General features: G+C 59.5%; 13 protein-coding genes and 4 pseudogenes. 12 read left to right on the top strand and 5 right to left on the bottom strand.

The window, feature by feature from the left end; genetic code table 11:
* Positions 1–536: IS30 family transposase (locus AWB75_RS34295; RefSeq protein WP_143746513.1), on the top strand; the 536-nt coding region annotated here is incomplete at its 5' end.
* A 1,281-nt stretch (positions 537–1,817) separates the two neighbouring features.
* Here the strand turns inward: AWB75_RS34295 and AWB75_RS34280 are convergent.
* Together AWB75_RS34280 and AWB75_RS34275 are read right to left on the bottom strand one after the other, a co-directional pair.
* A pseudogene (locus tag AWB75_RS34280) lies at positions 1,818–2,199 on the bottom strand (hypothetical protein).
* Positions 2,200–2,314: 115 nt separating this feature from the next.
* Positions 2,315–2,740 (bottom strand): response regulator, encoded by a 426-nt coding sequence (locus AWB75_RS34275; protein ID WP_061128403.1) that lies wholly within the window; start codon positions 2,738–2,740, stop codon positions 2,315–2,317.
* Positions 2,741–3,244: 504 nt separating this feature from the next.
* On the opposite strand from AWB75_RS34275, the pseudogene AWB75_RS34270 reads away from it, so the two are divergent.
* The 5 genes and pseudogenes from AWB75_RS34270 to phaP all read left to right on the top strand — a co-directional run bounded on the left by AWB75_RS34270 (position 3,245) and on the right by phaP (position 8,211).
* Positions 3,245–3,677, top strand: a pseudogene (locus AWB75_RS34270) (Hsp20/alpha crystallin family protein).
* 12 nt (positions 3,678–3,689) lie between these two features.
* Positions 3,690–4,097, top strand: a complete 408-nt coding sequence (locus AWB75_RS34265; protein WP_061128402.1) for an Hsp20/alpha crystallin family protein — start codon at positions 3,690–3,692, stop codon at positions 4,095–4,097.
* Positions 4,098–4,397: 300 nt separating this feature from the next.
* Positions 4,398–6,059 carry a hybrid sensor histidine kinase/response regulator gene (locus AWB75_RS34260; protein WP_235012388.1) on the top strand — a complete coding sequence of 554 codons (1,662 nt, stop codon included), beginning with the start codon at positions 4,398–4,400 and terminating at the stop codon, positions 6,057–6,059.
* Positions 6,060–6,553: 494 nt separating this feature from the next.
* The gene (locus tag AWB75_RS39370; RefSeq protein ID WP_327220394.1) at positions 6,554–6,988 is read left to right on the top strand and encodes a hypothetical protein; all 435 of its coding nucleotides are present in this window, start codon (positions 6,554–6,556) and stop codon (positions 6,986–6,988) included.
* A gap of 674 nt (positions 6,989–7,662) precedes the next feature.
* Positions 7,663–8,211, top strand: a complete 549-nt coding sequence (phaP, locus tag AWB75_RS34250) for a TIGR01841 family phasin (RefSeq protein ID WP_143746626.1) — start codon at positions 7,663–7,665, stop codon at positions 8,209–8,211.
* Between the two features lie 348 nt (positions 8,212–8,559).
* On the opposite strand, the gene AWB75_RS37870 is transcribed toward phaP, so the two are convergent.
* A complete protein-coding gene (locus tag AWB75_RS37870) occupies positions 8,560–8,697 on the bottom strand; it encodes a hypothetical protein (RefSeq protein WP_159462837.1) in 138 nt (45 codons plus the stop codon).
* A 1,077-nt stretch (positions 8,698–9,774) separates the two neighbouring features.
* On the opposite strand from AWB75_RS37870, the gene AWB75_RS34245 reads away from it, so the two are divergent.
* From AWB75_RS34245 to AWB75_RS34215, 6 genes are all read left to right on the top strand, one after another.
* The gene (locus AWB75_RS34245) at positions 9,775–9,978 is read left to right on the top strand and encodes a cold-shock protein (RefSeq protein WP_061128401.1); all 204 of its coding nucleotides are present in this window, start codon (positions 9,775–9,777) and stop codon (positions 9,976–9,978) included.
* A gap of 642 nt (positions 9,979–10,620) precedes the next feature.
* Positions 10,621–11,130 (top strand): PRC-barrel domain-containing protein, encoded by a 510-nt coding sequence (locus tag AWB75_RS34240; protein WP_087087155.1) that lies wholly within the window; start codon positions 10,621–10,623, stop codon positions 11,128–11,130.
* Between the two features lie 80 nt (positions 11,131–11,210).
* Positions 11,211–11,687, top strand: a complete 477-nt coding sequence (locus AWB75_RS34235) for a hypothetical protein (protein WP_061128400.1) — start codon at positions 11,211–11,213, stop codon at positions 11,685–11,687.
* A gap of 386 nt (positions 11,688–12,073) precedes the next feature.
* Positions 12,074–12,361: a hypothetical protein gene (locus tag AWB75_RS34230; protein WP_143746624.1), complete on the top strand. Its 288-nt coding sequence runs from the start codon at positions 12,074–12,076 to the stop codon at positions 12,359–12,361.
* Positions 12,362–13,389: 1,028 nt separating this feature from the next.
* Entirely contained in the window at positions 13,390–13,575 is a 186-nt protein-coding gene (locus tag AWB75_RS34225) for a hypothetical protein (RefSeq protein ID WP_061128398.1), read from the top strand.
* Positions 13,576–14,554: 979 nt separating this feature from the next.
* Complete coding sequence (locus AWB75_RS34215) at positions 14,555–16,942, top strand: hybrid sensor histidine kinase/response regulator (protein ID WP_061128397.1); 2,388 nt, start codon at positions 14,555–14,557, stop codon at positions 16,940–16,942.
* 1,191 nt (positions 16,943–18,133) lie between these two features.
* On the opposite strand, the pseudogene AWB75_RS34210 reads toward AWB75_RS34215, so the two are convergent.
* Positions 18,134–18,398 (bottom strand): annotated as a pseudogene (locus tag AWB75_RS34210) (hypothetical protein).
* 165 nt (positions 18,399–18,563) lie between these two features.
* Positions 18,564–20,125: pseudogene (gene groL, locus AWB75_RS34205) on the bottom strand (chaperonin GroEL).
* Between the last annotated feature and the right edge of the window lie 167 nt (positions 20,126–20,292).

The raw sequence follows: 20,292 nt of genomic DNA, 5'->3' as shown, positions 1-20,292 counted from the left end.
ACATGGTGAGTATTCACGTGCGCCCGCCCGAAATCGAGGACCGCCTGCTGCCTGGCCACTGGGAAGGCGACTTCATAAAAGGCGCTGGGAACCAATCCTCCGTTGGCGTGCTGGTTGAGCGCACCAGCCGGCTGGTGCTGCTTGCCAAGATGGAGGATGCTACCGCCGCCTCAGCTCTGGCGGGCTTCTCGGCCAAACTCAACTCGATTCCTGAACCCCTGCGCCAGAGCTTCACCTATGACCAGGGCAAGGAGCTTGCGCGGCATCAGGAACTCGCCGCGGCCACCGGCGTGCGCGTGTACTTCTGCGACCCCCATAGCCCCTGGCAACGCGGTACATGTGAAAACACCAACGGGTTGCTGCGGCAGTATCTGCCCAAAGGAACCGACCTCTCGGTCTACACACAGGACGAACTCGATGCTATCGCCGACAGCTTGAACAACCGGCCGCGCGCAACTCACGCATTTCACTCACCGTTCGAGGTCTTCGCCGCCACGCTCGCCTCAGCAAGCCAACCTCAAGGCGGTAAACATTAACCCCTTGTTGCACTTCGATTTGAAACCGCCCTTCCTAACCGCCGCTTACTCGCGAATTCGTAGCAACGGATAAAAGCCGGCGCTGAAAGGCGGTCTGCCCCGCGCGTCGCTCGCTATCTTTCCTCAGAACTATTCAAAGACCGGCTGGATATGCAAAATAAGCGGTCAATAAAACCTGAGAGAACCCGAGGTAAAAATGGAAGTGTATTACGAAGGCGCCATTATAAGGCCGGTGATTACCCAAAGAGACGGGGTTTTCAATTCCAGCGTCGCAATTCGAGGGGACGACGGCATGCAAGAGTTTCACGAGGCCTTGGCCGTTTTGCTTCCGTTAATGCGGCAAAATTATTTGCTATCAATTGGGCAATGGCCCATCTTGATGGAAAGCCGAGGCCAAAACCCCCGTCCAAGACGCTGTGACGTCGACAAGATCATGCTGGGATAGACTTTCTCCAACAATGGCGTTCACGTTTAAGAAGCTGAAAGCCGTCAACCGGATCAATGCGAACCGGCCGAAACGCAAGGCCGTTGATCCCGAATCCTCGGCGGCGACCCGAACCGGCCTTAAAGAGTCCTTACCAGACCTTAAGAGGGGTTAAGGACGCTCTGCAGAAGGCGCTTCCAAATGCCTGCGCAACCATGTAGGCGATGGGGCCAGTTTTTGACCCAGCAGAGTCTGTCAATGACAGAGGCGATGGGCCCCACGCTCCTTATTTGTTTCGCACTATAAGACGTCCTTCGCATTCCCGGCAGAACTGCCAACGCGGTGCCCCCAATATGGCCCGCGATGGTAGTACGCGTGGATCGCGGTTCCCCGGGTTTCGTCTGCCATAGAAGGCCAATTGTCCTTATCAAATCCTGGTTCGTCCTGGAACTGTTGAGCCCGCGCAAATAACGCGAAAATTCAACAGTCGTTATCCAACTTTCTTGTCGGGACCGTCATGTCCTTGATGGCCAAATTTCCGTTTTACTTTCGTTAGATTTGCCTCCCAGAAGTATGCCAACGGCTCCTCGCTCCGGCGAACAATGAACTCGTTCGGTCAATTGCCCTCCGAAAACGAAGCGCCTTGGATTCAACAGGCTCAGTCATCACATTCTACCAAGTAGCCTATGCGACGCACTATCGTTGTTTCGCGCGACGCACGCGACGCCATCGAGAGCGTCGCACGACCGTCGTTACCGACGATGTCCTTAGCGAAATCGAATGTAATAACCGCGGAGCGGCACGTCAATAAATGCACCGAAATACCGCTCCGGTCGCCTTATAAGACCGCGTTTATGTCACTGTATGGGAGGCACGGCGCCAAATTTCTCGGCCAGCATTCGCTCGTACACGCCGAAGTGCAGGTCCACTTCTTCCTGGGCGACAGTCTGAACGAATATGTTGACCTGGTCGGGCAGTAGTCCCATCACCGTTGCAATGGCCGCTTCGAGTTGCGGCGCGCGTATCCGGTCCTCCACCAGGGTGGAACCCACGGTTATGTCATAAATCTTTTCTTGGCGGAAGAGGATGTCGACGATGCACGCCCGCGCGCTCATGTTGTTATCGACCGCAAGCCGCGTCACTTCGGCGAGCTGGTACGAATTCCGTCGGGAAGCCCTTAATCGAGCGAAGCCGAATGCGGTGTTTGCCTGGTGTGCGCCAATCTGTATCGAATTCCACGATGTTCTCCCTGTCAATACAGGTGCGCGAATGATATGGGCGAGACCGCCGTTTTCAAGTCTCAACGCTGACATAGAGAGCCTTCCAGCGCGTGTGGGATTATCGCGCATCGCCGTCAGAACCTCTCCACAGCGGAAACATCATCACCGCTGCAGCGTTCGCCGGGGTTACGTTCGTCTCCCCCGAGTCGAAACAACGGAAGCTGCTCGATGACTGCAATGAGTTGGTAACAATCGACCGGCTTCGGTAGGAAAGCATCCCAAAGCACCGGCGCGTCAGTTGGCGGCACGGCTCCCGAGACGAGGATGACGGGCACGTCCCTGAGCGTCGGATGGTGCCTTAGTCGCTTGCATAGCTCAATGCCATCCAACTCTGGCATTTCCATATCCGTCACGACTAGGTCGGGTCGGTGCGTTGCTGCATGAGCGAGCGCAATGCCACCGTTCTTAGCCAGGAAGACTTTGAAGTCATGGACTTCGAACACAAATTTTAGTGCCGAAAGAGAGTCGACGTCGTCGTCGACGAGCAGGATGGAGTGCATTCCGGTCGCCCACCAGCTACGTTCCTTTTTGTGAAGCGGCGCAACGACCGTACCGGGAGGGGCGCAGCACCTCGGACGCGCCGTCGATGACGCTTCTCGCGCGCGGGTCCGTCGCTGTTCGTGGAAGCCGGTTCCGATACATGATTCGTAAGACGTTGGCTAAAAGCGCATTGAGTAATGTTTTTCAACGCCGTTGCAGCGAATACAAATCGTCGACGCTTGCCTAGCCCCGCAAACTCTCCGGAATGGAATTGCCGCTACCGATTTTGAACCCCGTGGTGACGCGCGGAACGTTGGTTGGCCCGCGCATCACGCAAAAATTTTTGCTACGGTCTCTTGAAACTCACGTTGCGGCCCCTATCCTAATTATCGCTTAAGCAGTTGCCTAGGGTCCGCTCGGCCGCGGGTTCCGCGCGTTTCAACCTTGTTCGTTCGCGGCACGGGACAGCCGGACTGAAGCGCGTATGCCGGTCCATCGTCTTGCCGCTCGAGGAGAAAGCGACCATGAGTGACCCCTACTTTGGGACCGACCTCTTCAGCGAACTGGACCGGCTGCAACGCCAGATGTCCAGCCTGTTTGGCGGCTTCCCTTCAAGTCTACGTTCAAGTCAGTTCGGCACGTTTCCTCTGATCAACATCGGCACGACCGATGACACGATAGAAATCGTCGCGTTCACCCCAGGGGTCGAGCCAGCCAAGCTTGACGTCTGTGTCGATAAGGAGCTGCTTTCAATTTCCGGGGAGCGGACCACTCAGCAGCAGTTGCCAGAAGGCGCGCGACCGTATGCGCAGGAGCGCCTCAACGGTTCCTTCCGACGCGTGTCGAACTACCCCAGCAGGGCGACCCCGACAAGGTGCAGGCACGCTATGATGGCTGCCTACTGATTCGGTGGGCAAACGCGAAACGTCCAAACCCCGTGCAATCGCCGTCCAGTAGGGAGACGAAATCATGAACGAGAACACGCAAGTCGCGCAGCGCGATGAAGGTGCAATGACACGTGAACAATCGGACGAAACGCGTCGTCGCGCCACGCTAACACCCGCGGTCGATGTCTTCGAAGACCCACACGCACTCACGATGCGAGTGGATCTGCCCGGCGTCTCGAAAGACAAGCTCGAAATCAAGGTCCACGACGGAAGTTTGACCATCGAGGCGGAGTCGATGGTCCCTGTGCCACCGAATCTTCGGCTATCCCATGCCGAGTTGCGGGCTCCGTTCTTCGCGCGAAGCTTTACCGTAAGCAATGACTTCGACACGTCGAACATTGATGCCGCTTTGAAAGACGGCGTGCTGGCACTGACGATACCTCGCCGCGAAGAGGCGAAGCCGCGTCGAATCGACGTCAGGGTACGCTAGAAGCGAGTCGAATGAAGTCCGGGAGTCCGTGGAGCCGGCATTCGTCGGCTCCACGGAGCCACGAGGGTTCGTCTTGAAAAACTATAAAAATGAAGGGTTTTCGATTTTGCGCTCGACAACGTCACTGGAGCGGGGAACATGTCCGGGTCCTCCACACTGCCTCCACCACTCCGTCTACAGCGGGCAGGGGCCCTTGCGACTGCAGAACTCGATGCTCGCTCGCGTCGCTCACCAGACTACGCGGCGGAGAATGAGGCACTTCATGCGCTGGCTCAGGCGTTAGCCGCATCGGATTCCGCGATGCTTCAGAAACTGGTCGACACCGCGCTCGAATTGTGCGGCGCGGGTAGCGCGGGCATCAGCTTACGCGAACTGGCGAGCGGCCCGATTTCCGCCTACCGATGGGTCGCTGTCGCAGGCCGGTGTGCGAACTTGGCGGGTCACGTCATTCCGACCGACGACAGTCCAGGTGGTGTTGCAATAGCACTGGGTCTGCCGCAGTTGTTCGGTTATCCCAAGCGGCACTTCGACTGCCTGGCGCACGTGAGTCCGGACGTGACTGAAGAACTCGTCGTTCCGATTTGCGGCGCGCAGGAGCCTTTGGGTGCACTGTGGGTGATGTCCCATGATGACCATCGCTTCGATGGTGAGCATCGCCGTATTCTGACGAGCCTGGCGACTTTCACCCGTGCTGCACTGACCATTGCTGAAGCGAAGGCAAATGCTGAGGCGCGTGCCACGGAGGCTGAAACTGCGCGAAACGCATTGGCCGAAGCCGAGGATGCGAAAGACAATTTCATTGCGACGCTCGGGCACGAGCTGCGCGGCCCGCTAGGCCCGATCGACAGTGCGCTGGAGGCGGCGCAGAAATTGGCCGAAGGCAGTCCTGCCGTGCTGTCGGCGCTGGCCATCGCCAATCGCCAGGTACGGCAATTGAAACGCATCGTCGGCGACTTGCTCGACGCTGCCAGGAGCCGGCACGGTAAGCTGTCTGTGCGCCCCACCTACACATTGCTCGGCGACATTGTCAAAGACGCTATTGCCGTGGTGAGCGAGGAGACAGAGCAGCGCCAGCACCACCTCCATGTGGCGTTGCCGCCGTATCCGGTGACGGTGTTTGCAGACGCAGCGCGGCTGACGCAAGTTATCGCGAATGTGTTGGGGAACGCGGTCAAGTACACGCCGAGAGGCGGCGAAATAAGTTTGCACGTGAAGGCGCCCGACCCCAGCACGATTCCCGAACATGACTCAACGCCGAGGCAGGCCGTCATCACAATTCGTGATAACGGTATGGGCGTCCCGGGAGACCATCTGCCACATGTCTTTGACCTTTTCTCACAGTCAAATTCAGCGCGCAACGCGGCTGACGGCGGCCTTGGGCTGGGACTGTCGGTTGTGAAGTATCTCGTTCAAGCGCATCAGGGCGACGTGTCGGTCTATAGTGATGGCGAAGGCAGAGGGACCGAAGTTATCCTGCGGATGCCTATCGTCCTTCGGAGCACCGTTGAACACTCTGCACCGACGACCCACGGCATACCACCCATCCGCATTTTGCTAGTTGACGATAGCGCGGATGCGACTGAAGCACTGGCGATGCTTCTGACATTGGACGGCCATGAGGTAAAACGCGCGCAGAGCGGACAGGAAGCGCTGTCGCTCGTCGAATCGTACAATCCAGATGTCGCGCTGATTGACGTTCACATGCCCGGCATGGATGGTCATGAACTCGCCGGACTTCTCCGGCAACAGAAGCAATGCCAGGCGACGCGTTTGGTTGCTTTGACTGGCTCTATTGATACCGACGAAATAGAACGTTCTGCAGCGTTTGACTGTTATCTCGTGAAGCCGCCATCGCTCGAGGACCTTGCGGATGTACTGCATGGTACGTTTAAGCAAGCGTCGCCAGAGACCTCACATACTCAAGGCCCACTTGATGACGCGCCACGCGCGGTGAATGGATGAGCCATCAAGCGCTGCTCAAATCTTCGAGCGACTCCCTCACCGGGCTCGGGCGTTGTCGTCCGTATCAGTCATTCTCATCCTGCGTGTCGACGAAGGGTCGCTCGCAGGAAAGGAATTACTAGCACTTACGTCGATGCCCTTTTCCTGTTTGTCATCTTGCGCAGGTTGCGCCATGAATGGACGGTCATTCTCGGCTGCCGAAGGCTTGCCTCTTAACTTGCACAATGACCAAGCTAACATCATGGGCCGTCCATGCGGAGATATGATGAAAAGGTTTGTTAAAAGTCCTGTGCATATTCGCCGACGAGAAGGCCGCCCTGGGTGAATTGTGCGCAAGCCGTAGTGGCCTTGCATGTAGCGGTGGAACGGCGCTTGCGCACTACTCGGGTGCCCCGCACCTCCGGCTACTTTGTGAGACAGCCAATTGAACCGGAGTGGTGCCCTGCGACTTTTTAGCAACGCAAGACGGGTTGCCCCGCGTTTGGTGGGGCGCGGTGTTGACGGGCGTCGTTCTATCGCTCGTTTTGTACCTGGTGATGAGCGTCCTCGGTACGGCAATCGGAGCTTCGCTGCTTAGTCCTTTGTCCCAGCCGAACCCCGCTAGGGCGTTTGGCTTCGGGTCGGGCGTCTGGTTGATTGTGACAACTGTTGTTTCGGTATTCGCCGGAGCATATTTCGCCGGCCGTTGCGCGCCAGTACTTGGCTGGCTACATGGACCGGCGGCACGGGCGGTGATGATTCTGTTTGTTGTGTTCGCCATGGCATCACTGATTGGCGGTGCAATGGGCGTCGCGGGGAACGTCGCGTCGGCGGGAGCGATGGCTGTCGGACAATCGAAAACAGGAAGCGATGAGATAAATTCTCTGACCCAACAGGCCCGCAATGCTGTCGCTTCAATCACCGCTGCGGCATCGAGTCCACAAGCCTAAGCTGATGCTCGGCAGACGGCGGATACCGCGGCGCGTGCCGTTGCTCGCGCAAGCTGGTTCTCCGTGGCCGCGTTGGTTGTCGGCGCTATCATCGCGCTCGGTGCGGGCGGACTCGGTTATCGACATCGGCCACCGGTCGAACGCGGCGGAGCCGCGAGGTCGTCGTACGCCAGCGGAACGGCACTCGCCACCGGACCCGACGACGACGTGCGGCGACCGGTGCGATAACTGTCGGCCCTTCGGAAGGCCGGGCTCGCGTCGCTGGTCGCACGCGCTCTTTGACGACTTCCCTGCCGCCAACCGAAGCATCTCCAGACCCCGGCCTTCCGTGACGATTGCGGCTGATGCCGAGAGCGGGACAGCGACGGTGGTGGCGGGCCTGGGTGCACTTATTTCAGGCCTGATGAGGACGACGCGAATAGTTTGAACCGTGAACGGCCTCAGGTGCGCGATGAACTGCCACAGACGACATGGCTCGACCCACTAGCGTCGCGAGGCGCGATGCCCCGCACCGCTCATGCAACGCATGGGAATCAGGCATTGCATACGTACCAGGACCACCTCTTGCTGCTTTCCCCGATTCCTGTCGCGTGGCGTGCGGTTCAGCTTTCTTTAAGCGCGTTTTGCTGCTTCACGAGGCAAGCACTCGCCACTTCACATCTACGGAGGTAGCCATGAGCAGTCTTTCAGGAAAAGAGGCGGTCGCATCGCAGAGAACCAGTTTCGAAGCGCTGTACGATGTCTGGACCAAAGCATTTAGTGGCATGGAAAAGCTGACTGAACTGAACCTGCGGGCCGTCAAATCGACCCTCGCCGAAAATCAGGCGATTTCCGGTGCGGTGCTGTCAACCAACAACCCGCTGGAACTACTCGCATTGCAGGCAAAGCGGGCGCAAGCCACTATGGAGGAAGCGCATTCGTACTGGCGGCACGTACGCAATATCATGTTCAGCACTCAGGCCGAACTGGCCGCAAGCGCCGAGACCCGGTTCAGGCAGCGGCAGCACGACGCGCAAGCGTTTGTTGACACGGTCGCCATCAATGCGCCGGCGGGAAGCGAGGCCGTTGTAAATGCGTTGCAATCAGTTGTCATGGCCGCCAATGAGGCAGCGGGGGCAACGATTGAAGCTAGTATGAAGGCCGCGCAACAGGCACTCGAGATTGCCGAAGACAACGTTCACGTGGGACCTTCCGCCTCAAACACGGCGACCAGACAATCTTGAGCAGGTCAGGACGGCCCCTATGCGGTAAGTCCACGCCTCGCGAAGCGGGAAACGGCCTGACTGCGATTCTGTGCGTTCGGCTTCCGCATGCATGGCTTAGATGGTCGCGCACGTGCGACGTCCGCGCGGAGTCCGGCTGCGCTTCGGGACGCACGTCGGTTGCCGGGTGTAGGGGTAGGCGGGGCGTGCATATCCGACAGGTGCGAATAATTCAAATACCCTCGCACGCCTTTGGCGATTCTCTTGGAGTGCGCGCCACGTCGACACTCAAGGGTCTGCGCGAGTGGAACAAGAATTTTGTCGGGCACCTCTTACAACGACAGCACAGCCCAAAAACTGGATGCCGTCTTAGAAGGCGACGGCGGTCGCCGGGCCGGGGGAATGCTCGGTGGTCGCCTTCTGCATGGGCACGTAAGGAGGGAAGGCGGACCAGTTGCCGTCATTGCACTTGAAGAAGAACAGCGCATGCCCTCCTGCTGATGACATCGTCTTGACGCGCACGCAGTGTCGCCCGCGCCATCCCGCGTGACCGACTTTGGTCCCATGAATGGGCGTCCCCGGAACCGCGCAAACTACTTTTCCACCCGCCAGCGCAGGGAGCGCTCCTTCTGATTTTTCATGGTGGTCTCCGTCTGGGTTCGGAATCGGACGGCGCAATCGGATGGCGGGATGGTTTCGCTGCGTTCATCGTCTCAACGTCGCAAGGGCTCGCGCTGTTGACCATGAGCCTGTGAGTTCTGCAACCGAATATTTCGAACTGGCCGGGCCTCTGGTCGTCGGCTCTGTGGTTAAGGTTAATGGTTAATGGACGAAAGCGTCCCGTCGGGAAGCCAGTTACGTGCGTGCAAGAAGAGGCTCGAAGTGGACGAACCGGAGAAGTGCGTCGTCATCGTATCGAAAAGCGTTGAAGGAGCCCATGCCTGGGCTGGACAAACTACGCAGACGCGCGACCCCACGTATTCGTTCTGATGCCCGCCGGCAATTGTTGTCGGGCGGGCGCAGAGGTCGGTTTGAGAGAAAGGGGGCACGGGTGCCGGGTCGCTCTGAACTCTCTTAACTCGCATGTTTTGATTTGAACGCGGGATAGCCGCGCGCCCGGTTTAGAAAGGTCGTGCTGGGGAACCCGCGAGCAGCAGGCGGACCCCATCGTCGCGCGATTTACTGCTGACATCGGCGCTACCGAGGTATCTCTACATGTTCATTGACGGACTACTCGTGTCGCGGTCTCGCCCGCGTCGGACACGGCTCACCGGCAACCGCCGCAGATTCTCGGCGACTATTTAATTCATCGAAATGACACGACGTCTGATACGAAAGGTCGGCCCAGGCATTGTTCATGCGAGTACGGTTCCGGACAGCAACGCTGACGAGCCGCTCGGTCAGGGGTGGTCGAGAACATTTTGCGAACGGTGCGCAACGCGCGCGTAGGCCTTTCTCGACGCGAGTCTCGTCGGGCCGTGCGTCCGACGCTTTGAGGTCGCGGCTCGCATCGATTCGTCGCCAAATTCAGTACCGGGCGGCAATCATGAGCGCGGCTGACTTTCAACATTGAAGAGGTTTCAAATGGCAACTGGCACAGTGAAATGGTTCAACGATGCGAAGGGCTTCGGCTTTATCAGTCCAGATGACGGTGGCGAAGACCTGTTCGCGCACTTTTCTGAAATCAGGGCTGAGGGATTCAAGTCGCTGCAGGAGAATCAGAAGGTTATTTTTGATGTGAAGATGGGACCGAAGGGCAAGCAAGCCGCAAATATTAAACCGGCCTAGGTAAGCCTCCTTCTTGGCATTCTGTTGTCGACGCTGCCCGCATTCGGGGAGCGCCTGACTCGAAATCTTGCGAGGGAGATTGCGATAGGAATTTTCCTCCGGCCCTTGCGCAGCCTGACGACAAGAACGCCGGGAAGCTCTTGCTGCTAACGGTCAGTAGCACTGGCTAACGCCAATGGGCCTATCAAGGCAAGCGCCGATATCACGGCGCAATGGACAAAGACGCCCGGGGTGGGGAGCGGCTTAACACGCCATGGCATGCCGTCCGTCCGCGTTGAGGACCCTGGTTAATCGTCAGGCCGAACGCGTTTGGTGACTTCGACCGTCGTATGCGACGTGCAGGTCCGATGCTTCATTGCCGTTGTGTTCAATGACGGGACAGACGTTCTGCGCGGGTCGTCGGTGCACGGCAGAGTCTGAGGCTCGGTTTGGTGCTACGGCAGCTCCGTCCGTCGTAGTCGGAGCCGTCTTAGACATTTGTCTCAAAGTCCAAACGCATTCGGCGCCGTTTGCATAAGAGAAAATCGCGGCATGCGCATTGCGCATACGGCAGCACCCTGCGCCGCTTGCCCGCCAGACGCCGGGGCATGATCAGCCTTGTAAAGCAAGGAAGAGCGGGCGAGCCCTTGGGAGGCGACTATTATGACGACGGGCAATTTGACCGGCTCTGCTGCTGAGCAGGGCGGCGCAAAGATTGTGGGCAGCGGCGTGGGCGAAGGCCCGGGACCCGACGTAATGGCGGCGTCCACGCTCGACAGCACAACGGTTATTACGTCGGACGGCGAGGACGTCGGGAAAATTAAAGACATTATGCTTGACGTGCGCAGTGGACGGGTCGCGTACGCAGTTCTTTCGAGCGGAGGCTTTCTCGGCATGGGCGACACGCTGAGGGCGATTCCTTGGAATGCCTCGACGCTCGACACGGACCAGAAAGTGTTTAGGGTTGATATAACGGCCGACCGCATCAAGAGTGAGCCCGGCTTTGACAAAGACCACTGGCCGTCGATGGCTGACGCTAGCTGGGGAACCTCCATGCATCATTACTATAATCGTCGGCCTTATTGGTCGACCGCATCAGACCCGCTGACGGGAAGCAGCGACCCGTTGACAGGAACCAACCCCGTCACCGGCAGCCGCGACCCACTTCTATAATCGCTGCGGTAGCAGGCCGGGCGGCCTTCAACGCAGGGACTGCCCGGCTCAAGACATGATGATTCGGCTCCCGTTCGCAATTGTCGGGAATCATCCTCGCCGCTGGCTGGCGCAACGCGCCGTTTGATGTCGACCGCACAGGAAGACAAGAGAAAATCCTTCTCACGTCCGTCAACGACGAGCCGGAAACTCTCGTCGAGAGCCAGAGTCCGAGATGTCGAAAACTTGCGGAGGTCGCCATGCTTGAACTTTCCGGTAACGCCGAGTTTTTAGTCGTCGATGTGGAAACCCACGAGGAAGAGCGTCTCGTTTTAACGGCAAAAGACTTCCAACAGGAAAGGCGTTCTATGCTCGACGATGATGTTCTGGGCGAAGAGGAAGAAGGCGAATTCGTCGCGTACGCAAGCGCTTTGGGCTATGACTTCCGCGTAGTAGCTACGCCGCCTAACAACCTCGAAATCGAGGACGAAGCTGAGGAAATCCGAGTCGAGATTCTTGAAAACAATATTGAGTATGTCGAACCGTCCGATGACGAGGACGAAATCGAAGACTTGTGATGCCTTTAGTCCTTTATCCCACCCGAACGTCGCGTCGGCTGACGCCGCCGTGTGGGCGGATGCCGGACGGTCGAAAACAGGAAGCGATGCGATAAATTCTCTGACGGAACAACGCTCGCAATGCTGTCGCTTCAATCACCGCTGCGGCATCCAGTCCACAAGCCGAAGCTGAAGCTCGGCAGCCGGCGGACACCGCGGCGCGTGCCGCCGCTCGCGCAAACTGGTTCGCCGTGGCCGCGCTGGCTGTCGGCGCTATCATAGCGCTCAGTGCTGGCGGACTCGGTTATCAACATCAGCCACCGGTCGAACACGGGAGAGCCCCTCGCTCTTCGTACGGCAGCGGAGCGGCACTCGCCACCGGACCTGACGACGACGTGCGGCGACCAGTGCGCAGCGCCAGAAAGTTAGTTTTTGCACATTGGACCGGTGCGGGTGTGCTCTTAATTGGGCGAATCGCTTATCGAAGTCACGATGCTTATCGCCTCACCGACAGCGGTGTAAAGGTCGCTCTGCTGTTCGTGCTCTTCCATCAGCGCTTATACGGACCGCTTGCCAACAGTCTCTTTCACCACCGCCCCGACGCCCGTTTCCAGCCCGACAGCAAACTCGAAAAGGCCGTGCACAAAGCAGACGACTTTATACGCAAGGGCATTCAGCTTTTGGACGCGACATGAAATTGTCGTATAGCTTCTGTCAACGATCCAAAGCGTAAGGATCTAAGTGCTTACGGGCAGATTTGAGCATCGACTGATGCGGTCAAATGCTATACGGTGGACGGCGAGGCGACACATGCTAATCCTGATCAACCTGATATTATTAGCAATAGGCGCGAGCGTCTTTACGCCTACGCGAAAGTCGATCAGCGCTGCGTTTTCGTCCAGACGAGCGCGTGCAATTCCGCATTGGCGCGATGTCAATGCACTTCTTCCGGTCGTAAGAACGAACCTGATAATGAGGCGGAACGACAAAGATGCGCGCGGGACTGCCAAGAGGCGTATCAGAAATGCGCGGCTGACGAACCCGGTTCTCTTACCGGTAGGCGGGCGAAACTTGAGCGCTGCAGCAAGTTGGATGGGCACGTCGCGAATAGCTACAGGCCTGGGAGCGCATTGCGACTGCGAATCGCGAAGAGACGCGGAGTTGCCGTCCCGCGAAGTGATGTTGTTTCATCCGCCCCCAAAGACAGCCCCGTGCTGTGGTAAGCCAATCCGCCAGTGTTTCAACTTTACTTTTCCGAAGTACAAACTAAACGTGGACCTTGTCGATGAATGGATGTAATTCTGAAACTTCGCGGGGTGGTAGCCGACGTTCGACTGGTCGATCCTGCGCCTCGGTTGTCCTTTCACCCGATCTCCATTCAGCGCTCGAAATGGACGCACCGGTTTCACGTCTGGAGTCCCAAGCAGTTGGGTCTTCGCAACCGGTGTTGACCGCGCTCGGGTTCAGCATGAGGACACCGTCCGCGCAAGGTCGGCGAAAGGGTCCGTCGCCGGCTCGCGGTATCGGTAGGTTCCGAGATGGCGGACCATCGCGCTCGTGCTAGGATTTCCCCCGACAAGGGGGAAAAGCGATGGCTGTGCACGCAATAACGGCGGTTCGGATGGACGGGAATTCGGAGAGGGTCACACACGTGCTTTGGGGGCAAGTGTCCGTAAACGGAGAGCAATTTGAGGTCGCTCCGCACGCATCGCCTGTAATCGACGTGGTCGACGCACTGGCTAAGGGCGACACCGTCGTAACAGTCTTTCCGCTGGATGGACAGCGCGTCGCGGGTCCGGAAGTCCGCCGCGTCGTCGACGAGGCCGCACGCGAAGGCATCGAAACGGTGGTCGCTGATTCCGATGCGGGCCGAAAGCTCGCCGACCTGCCACGGCTTGATCACGAATAGAAGGCTCATCGGGTCGGCTCTATCGGGCGGAGTTTAACCAACCTAGGATGCCACCTAAGTCGCCGACTGACCTGCACGGGGAAGGTCACGATGGCTGAGCTCTCCCGCAGCGCTCCCCCGGAAAAGCTCACTGCAGAGAAGCCCGCCCCAGAGGAAGCTGACCCTTGAGGGCGCCTACACGACCAACGACTTACCGGTGCTGCGCGCCTATGTGCGGCGCATCCCCTCCACGCGCTGACCGGTGGTCGGGATGCGGGCGGCAGCGCCGCCAGCTGGGACGCTTCGGTGACCATGCGGAACGTCGCCGCGGCGAGTTTTGCACAGCCGTGGTGGCGGGTCGACGCGCGCAAGTGATCGGCGAGCGCGGTCGAGCCGTGAGCCAGCGCGAGCGCCACCAGCGTGTCGAGCATCGTCGTGAGGCGCCGCTCCATCGGCCGGGCGTGGCCGCATGCGGATCCTGATCGTGATAAATGCGCGCGATTGCCGCATTGCGTCCGCGCGTGGCCCGTCGACTGAAAAGCGAGGGGTTGACCACGCTGGGTGAACCGGTGGCTTTGCAATCGATGGGGGCGGCAGTCGGTCGCGCTCGACCCCGCCTATCTGGCCGGCGCGCGCTCTGATCTGCGGAGCGTGCCTGCCGCTATCGTGCCCCGCTTTCAAAATGGGCGAGATACGGAACACCCGGGTGGCGGTTCGAGCAGCGAAAATCCGTCGCAGTTTAGGTGAGGGCGACCTCAGGCGGCCTTTGGCGCTTGTAAATTCTCCTGTTAATCGCTTCACCGGGTCGATCTGTGGCGGATATTAGGTAACGGCTGGTTCACCGGTGGCTGACGCCCTGGTGCGTGCCACCGGCTCATGATTAAGGCCGGCTAAGGCACAATGTTGGTGATGTGGAATGCCCAGGCGCTAGCGCTCCGGGGCGCGGGAGTCGGGCAGTTTCGAAGACGATTCGGAGCGTTGATAGTCAACGAGGGGTGTAATGCAGAGGGACGATGACGACATCGATTCAACGTGGCAACCGCTGTTGGTCGCGCGCGTATCGGAGTACGCAATCTTCAGGCTGACCGAACGCGGCGAGGTTGCCAGCTGGAACCCGGGCGCGCGGCGCATCAAGGGCTACGAAGCCAATGAGATTCTTGGCCGGCACTTTTCCATCTTTTACACGGATGAAGACCGGGGCAAAGACGTTCCGAACGCGGCGCTGCGCGCAGCGCGAGCGCACGGCCAATATGATTTGGAAGGGTGGCGCGTACGCAAGGATGGCTCGACGTTCTGGGCCAGTGTTCACATCACACCGCTTAATACGGCCGACGGCACGTTCATTGGCTTCGGCAAAATCGTGCGTGACACAACCGATAAACGCATGGCCCATGAAGCCGTGATCGAAAGTGAGCGGCGGTTTCGGTTGCTGGTGCAAGGGGTAACCGATTACGCGATCTTCATGCTGTCCCCGGACGGACTGGTGACGAATTGGAACCTGGGCGCAGCGCGCATCAAGGGCTACGAGGCCCACGAAGTGGTGGGAACGCATTTCAGGCGGTTCTACACGGCGGAAGACGCCGCTCAAGGTCTGCCGGAACGCGGCCTTCATACAGCCGCAACGGAAGGACGGTTTGAGACCGAGGGCTGGCGGGTCAGGAAAGATGGCAGCCGGTTTTGGGCCAACGTCGTGATCGACGCAATTCGCGACGAAAAAGGCACCCTTGTAGGGTTCGCCAAGATCACCCGCGACATTACGGAACGCAAGACTGCTCACGAACAACTGGAAAAGACCCGTGCAGCGCTGCTTCAGTCACAGAAGATGGAGGCGCTTGGCAAGCTGACGGGCGGCGTCGCACACGATTTCAACAATGTGCTGCAGGTGTTACGCGGCAATCTGGAGTTGCTCGAAGGCCGCCATGGCCGGGATGCCTGGAGCAGAGAACGCCTGCACAAGGCGATTGATGCAGTCGAGCACGGGGCCAACCTTGCCTCCCAACTGCTCGCGTTTGGACGCCGCCAGGCACTGCAGCCCATGGTCGTAAACCTGGCTGTGATGTTGCGGAGCATGGACGACCTGCTCCGACGAGCATTGGGCGAGGTGATTGACGTCGAAACCGTCATTGCCGGCGGGCTGTGGAACACGCTGGTCGACCCGAACCACCTCGAAAACGTGGTGTTAAACCTGGCCATCAATGCGCGCGACGCGATGCCTGAAGGCGGCAAGCTGACGCTCGAGCTTTCAAATGCGATGCTCGATGCGCATTACAGTGCGCTGGCCGCCGACGTTCACGAGGGGCAATATGTGCTGCTTGCCATTTCCGACACCGGGACGGGCATGACGCGCGATGTCCTCGAGCGCGCATTTGAGCCGTTTTTCACGACCAAGCCCGAAGGGCAGGGCACGGGTCTGGGCCTGAGCATGGCGTATGGCTTCATCAAACAGAGCGGAGGTCACGTCAGAATCTATAGCGAACCTGGACACGGGACCACCGTAAAAATCTACCTACCCCGCTCGATGGAGAAAGCCATTGACTTCGAACCCAGGCAGCCGGTCGCGCTCACGGGCGGATCTGAAACCATTCTCGTCGTTGAGGACGACAGACGCGTTCAGGCGACTGTGGTCGAAACGCTCAGGCAATTTGGTTATACCGTACTGAAGGCAGACGACGCGCAGAGCGCGCTCGTGATCGTGCAAAGCGGTATCCACATCGATCTTCTGTTTACCGACGTGGTAATGCCAGGCACGATGCGCAGCACCGAACTCGCAAAGCTGGCGACCAGGATGCTGCCGCATTTGAAGGTTCTGTTTACGTCGGGCTATACCCAGAACGCCATCGTGCATGACGGCCGATTGGACGAAGGCGTGCATCTGCTGAGCAAGCCCTATAGCCGCGAGCAGCTTGCGTCCAAGATCCGCCGGATGCTCGGGCCCGTCCGCACGGCGGATGTACATCCGCCCCTCGGATCAGCGTCCGCACACTCGTCGCCCTCCGAGCCGTCTTACGCACCAGCAAACTTGGCGATACTCGTCGTGGACGATGACGATAGCTCGCGGGAGGCTGTCAGTGAACTGTTGACCAGCATAGGCTATGACGTGCGCCAGGCTGCTGATGCAGACGCAGCGATGCGTGCCCTCACGACGGCGAAGACTGATGTGCTGCTCACGGACATCGTCTTGCCAGGTCGGTCGGGCATTGAGTTGGCCAGAGCTGCGATCGAGCGTGATCCGAGCATCCGGATCGTCTTTGCGTCGGGCCGAGATGCACCGACGCCCGAAGAAGCCGGGTTCGAATGTGCGTCGCTGCGCAAGCCGTTCACAATCGAGCAGTTGCATGCGCTCATCGCGGCGATGCACGGGTCGGCCAAGAAAGAGGGAGGGACTTGAGTGCGGAAACATTCCACCGGTGAGTCGGGGCCGCGTAAATTTCGACATCAGGATCAAACGGCGTCGGCGACGACAACGCCACTCGCGTTTTCGCACCGGATATGTAAGCGGCGCGACTGATCAATCGCCAGATTCGACGCTGCGCTGCTTTTTGGTCTATTTCTCGGAGTTCGATATGAGCCAGGGGCAAACGTCGTCAATTCGGCGGCGCTTGCCTTGATCCCGATGGGTGACCGGTACGGATCAGTTCCGCACCCAGACAGAACGAAAATCCGGACGCGTCACCAGGTTTCGCGGCGCGCGATGTGGCCGAGACCGCTTTACGAAGACGCAAGACAATGCGCCTGGGGCACAATTTGGCCGTTTACCTCGACCTTTCAATGGGTGACACTTTCATTTTGCTCTGAGGCCGCGAACAGCTTGAAGGGTCATGGATTTGCCCTCCTTCGTAAGATGGACCCGAACTGATTGCGTATGAAGCCGTGCGTGCACTGGCGCCCTTTCCGCATTTGCCGCTCGCTGCCCACAAGCGTGATCGCGATCTCGCGCACTTGGCTCTCGAGCTTGGTACGCGTCGCCGCACGGCCGTCTTGATCTGCGCAGTCAGCGGTGATATCACGCTCCCGAAATCCAAGCCGTCTGGGTCGTGCGTCGAACGCAAATCGGTCGCCTTCTTATTCTCTAAGTGCCGTATCGGCGTAGCGGCGCGACCCACGCCACGTTCGGCGTGCGGGACCGGACGACAAGCCGGTCTCGGTTTTTATCTTTATCGAACTTCGATGGGTCATGGTGTGAAAGGAGGATGGCGCGCGGGAGCGTGGTCATTGTCGGCTGTGTCTGTTGAACTGCAAAAGCACGAGCATCGCGCATCATTTCGGGGAGTGGAACAAAGTCGGGGGAATGCTACTGCGGACGCTATCCTCGAATCAAGGACTGGCGCGCCCTAGTGTTTGACACCGCATTGGGGACGCCTCGCGTACGAGTTTCGCGTAGTCGCCTGCATGTGCTTGCCAGAGCCTTAGGACGAAGACGGCGATATCGCGATATCGCGGCGTTCCACAAGTCGCTCTGCTCGATCGAAAAGCCTTCGCCGGTACGCGTTACGCCTGAGGTCTCGTCAGTTGTTCAGCAGAAGGATGGGGCTGTCTTCAGGTATTCGAAGGTGGCCAACTTCACGAGGCCTACATGCACCTACTCCGGCTGATCGGCCATTAGATAGCGGATCACCAGCGCGGGGTCAGCGATATCCATGATCAGCCGGCGCAGGACACGCCTGCGCATATGGTCGTCGTCAAGGGTCCACGGGCCGTCTGCCTCACTTAGGTAACGGACGGACGAGTGCCTCGCGCTGGTTCGTGTCCGAAGAAAGATTGAGGCGACCTGCCAGCAGGCCGGCGACGACATGGTCGATCTCGACGTCCAGCGGCTTCGATTCGATCGTCAGTGTAAGCTTCATGATGACCTTCAGCCTTTCCGGATGACCGGCGGGCGCATTGCGTTGCGACGGCGCGCGCCGCAAAAAGCAGCACCGCTCGCAGGGACAAACGCGCGGTGCCGAACCGGAGCCACGCCGGCCGAAAGGTCGGTCGAAAAGTCGGCCGGCGAATGGCAACTGCGTTGGTCAGTAGCCTAGCTCGGGCGCGGGCGCCTTTGCAGGCGCCTCTTCCTTCGGCGCCTCTGCAACCGTGGCGTCCGTCGTCAGGACCAGCCCCCGCGATCGACGCTGCATCCTGCAGCGCTGTACGCATGACCCTGGTCGGATCGACGACGCCCGCCTCGACTAGGTCGCCATAGTCGCCGGTGGCAGCGTTGTAGCCGAAGTTCGCTTTGCCTTCGAGCACTTTCGCGATCACGACCGACGGCTGGTCGCCGGCGTTGGCGGCAATCACGCGCAGCGGGGCTTCCAGCGCGCGCAGCACAATGCGGACACCGGCGTCCTGGTCCGCATTGACGCCCCTGAGGTCCGACACCGCAGCGCGTGCACGCAGGAGTGCCACGCCGCCGCCCGCCACGATGCCTTCCGCGACGGCTGCTCGCGTCGCATGCAGCGCGTCGTCGACACGGTCTTTTTTCCTTCGTCTCGACCTCGGTCGCCGCACCGACCTTGATCACCGCGACGCCACCCGCGAGTTTCGCGACGCGTTCCTGCAGCTTCTCGCGATCATAGTCGCTCGTCGCTTCGTCGATCTGCGTACGAATTGCCTTCACGCGCGCCTTGATGCGCTCGGCGTCGCCGGCACCGTCGATGATGATCGTGTCGTCCTTGCACACCTCGACACGCTTCGCCCGGCCGAGGTCTTCCAGCGTCGCCTTCTCCAGCTGCTTGCCGGTCTCCTGGGAAATCACCGTAGCGCCCGTAAGCATCGCGATGTCCTCGAGCATGGCCTTGCGGCGGTCGCCGAAGCCGGGCGCCTTGACGGCCGCCACTTTGAGGTTGCCGCGCATCGAGTTGACGACGAGCGTCGCAAGCGCCTCGCCTTCGATGTCCTCGGCGACGATCAGCAGCGGCTTGCTGGCTTTCGCCGCAGCTTCGAGAATGGGCAGCAGGTCGCGGATGGCCGAGATCTTTTTGTCTTGCAGCAGGATGAGGGCATCGTCGAGATACGCGGCCTGCTTTTCCGGATCGTTGATGAAGTACGGATTCAGATAGCCCCGGTCGAACTGCATGACCTCGACGACATTCAGCTCGTTGTTGAGCGACTTGCCGTCTTCCACCGTGATCATGCCTTCCTTGCCGACCTTCTCCATCGCCTGCGAATGATGTTGCCGATCGACTCATCCGCGTTCGCGGAGATCGATGTGACCTGCGATTTCCCGGTTCGTCGCAATCGGCTTCGACAGCTTGCGCAGCTCATCCAGCACGGCGCTCACCGCCTTGTCGATACCGCGCTTGAGGTCCATCGGATTCATGCCGGCGGCGACGTATTTCATGCCTTCCTGCACAATCGCCTGCGCGAGCACCGTGGCGGTGGTCGTGCCGTCGCCGGCCACGTCGGCCGTCTTCGATGCGACCTGTTTGAGCACCTGCACGCCCATGTTCTCGAAGCGGTCCTTCAGCTCGATTTCCTTTGCGACGGACACGCCGTCCTTCGTGACGGTCGGTGCGCCGAAGCTGCGCTCGATCAGCACGTTGGGGCCTTTCGGGCCGAGTGTGACCTTCACGGCGTCAGCAAGCACATTCACACCCTTGACGGTGCGCGTGCGGGAACCGTCATGGAACTTGACGTCTTTTGCACTCGTGGTATTGCTCCGGGTAAAAGTCGTTGACTCGACCGGCGAACGCTCTGTCGATCTGCGAGGTTCGCGGGTGGTACGGTATTCAGGCGGCCTTGCGCGAGACGCCCGCGTCG

Source organism: Caballeronia catudaia (assembly GCF_001544755.2).
In the GTDB taxonomy this organism is placed as follows: domain Bacteria; phylum Pseudomonadota; class Gammaproteobacteria; order Burkholderiales; family Burkholderiaceae; genus Caballeronia; species Caballeronia catudaia.
The sequence above is the reverse complement of the archived record's forward strand: the minus strand, read 5'-3'. Positions and strand labels throughout refer to the sequence as shown.

What these genes read in the sequence shown, in the direction of transcription:
- phaP (WP_143746626.1), top strand. Translation starts at nt 7,663, where the DNA reads ATGAGCAGTCTTTCAGGAAAAGAGGCGGTCGCATCGCAGAGAACCAGT.
- AWB75_RS34215 (WP_061128397.1), top strand. Translation starts at nt 14,555, where the DNA reads ATGCAGAGGGACGATGACGACATCGATTCAACGTGGCAACCGCTGTTG.
- AWB75_RS34260 (WP_235012388.1), top strand. Translation starts at nt 4,398, where the DNA reads ATGCTTCAGAAACTGGTCGACACCGCGCTCGAATTGTGCGGCGCGGGT.
- AWB75_RS34240 (WP_087087155.1), top strand. Translation starts at nt 10,621, where the DNA reads ATGACGACGGGCAATTTGACCGGCTCTGCTGCTGAGCAGGGCGGCGCA.
- AWB75_RS34275 (WP_061128403.1), bottom strand. Translation starts at nt 2,740, where the DNA reads ATGCACTCCATCCTGCTCGTCGACGACGACGTCGACTCTCTTTCGGCA.
- AWB75_RS37870 (WP_159462837.1), bottom strand. Translation starts at nt 8,697, where the DNA reads ATGTCATCAGCAGGAGGGCATGCGCTGTTCTTCTTCAAGTGCAATGAC.
- AWB75_RS34245 (WP_061128401.1), top strand. Translation starts at nt 9,775, where the DNA reads ATGGCAACTGGCACAGTGAAATGGTTCAACGATGCGAAGGGCTTCGGC.
- AWB75_RS34265 (WP_061128402.1), top strand. Translation starts at nt 3,690, where the DNA reads ATGAACGAGAACACGCAAGTCGCGCAGCGCGATGAAGGTGCAATGACA.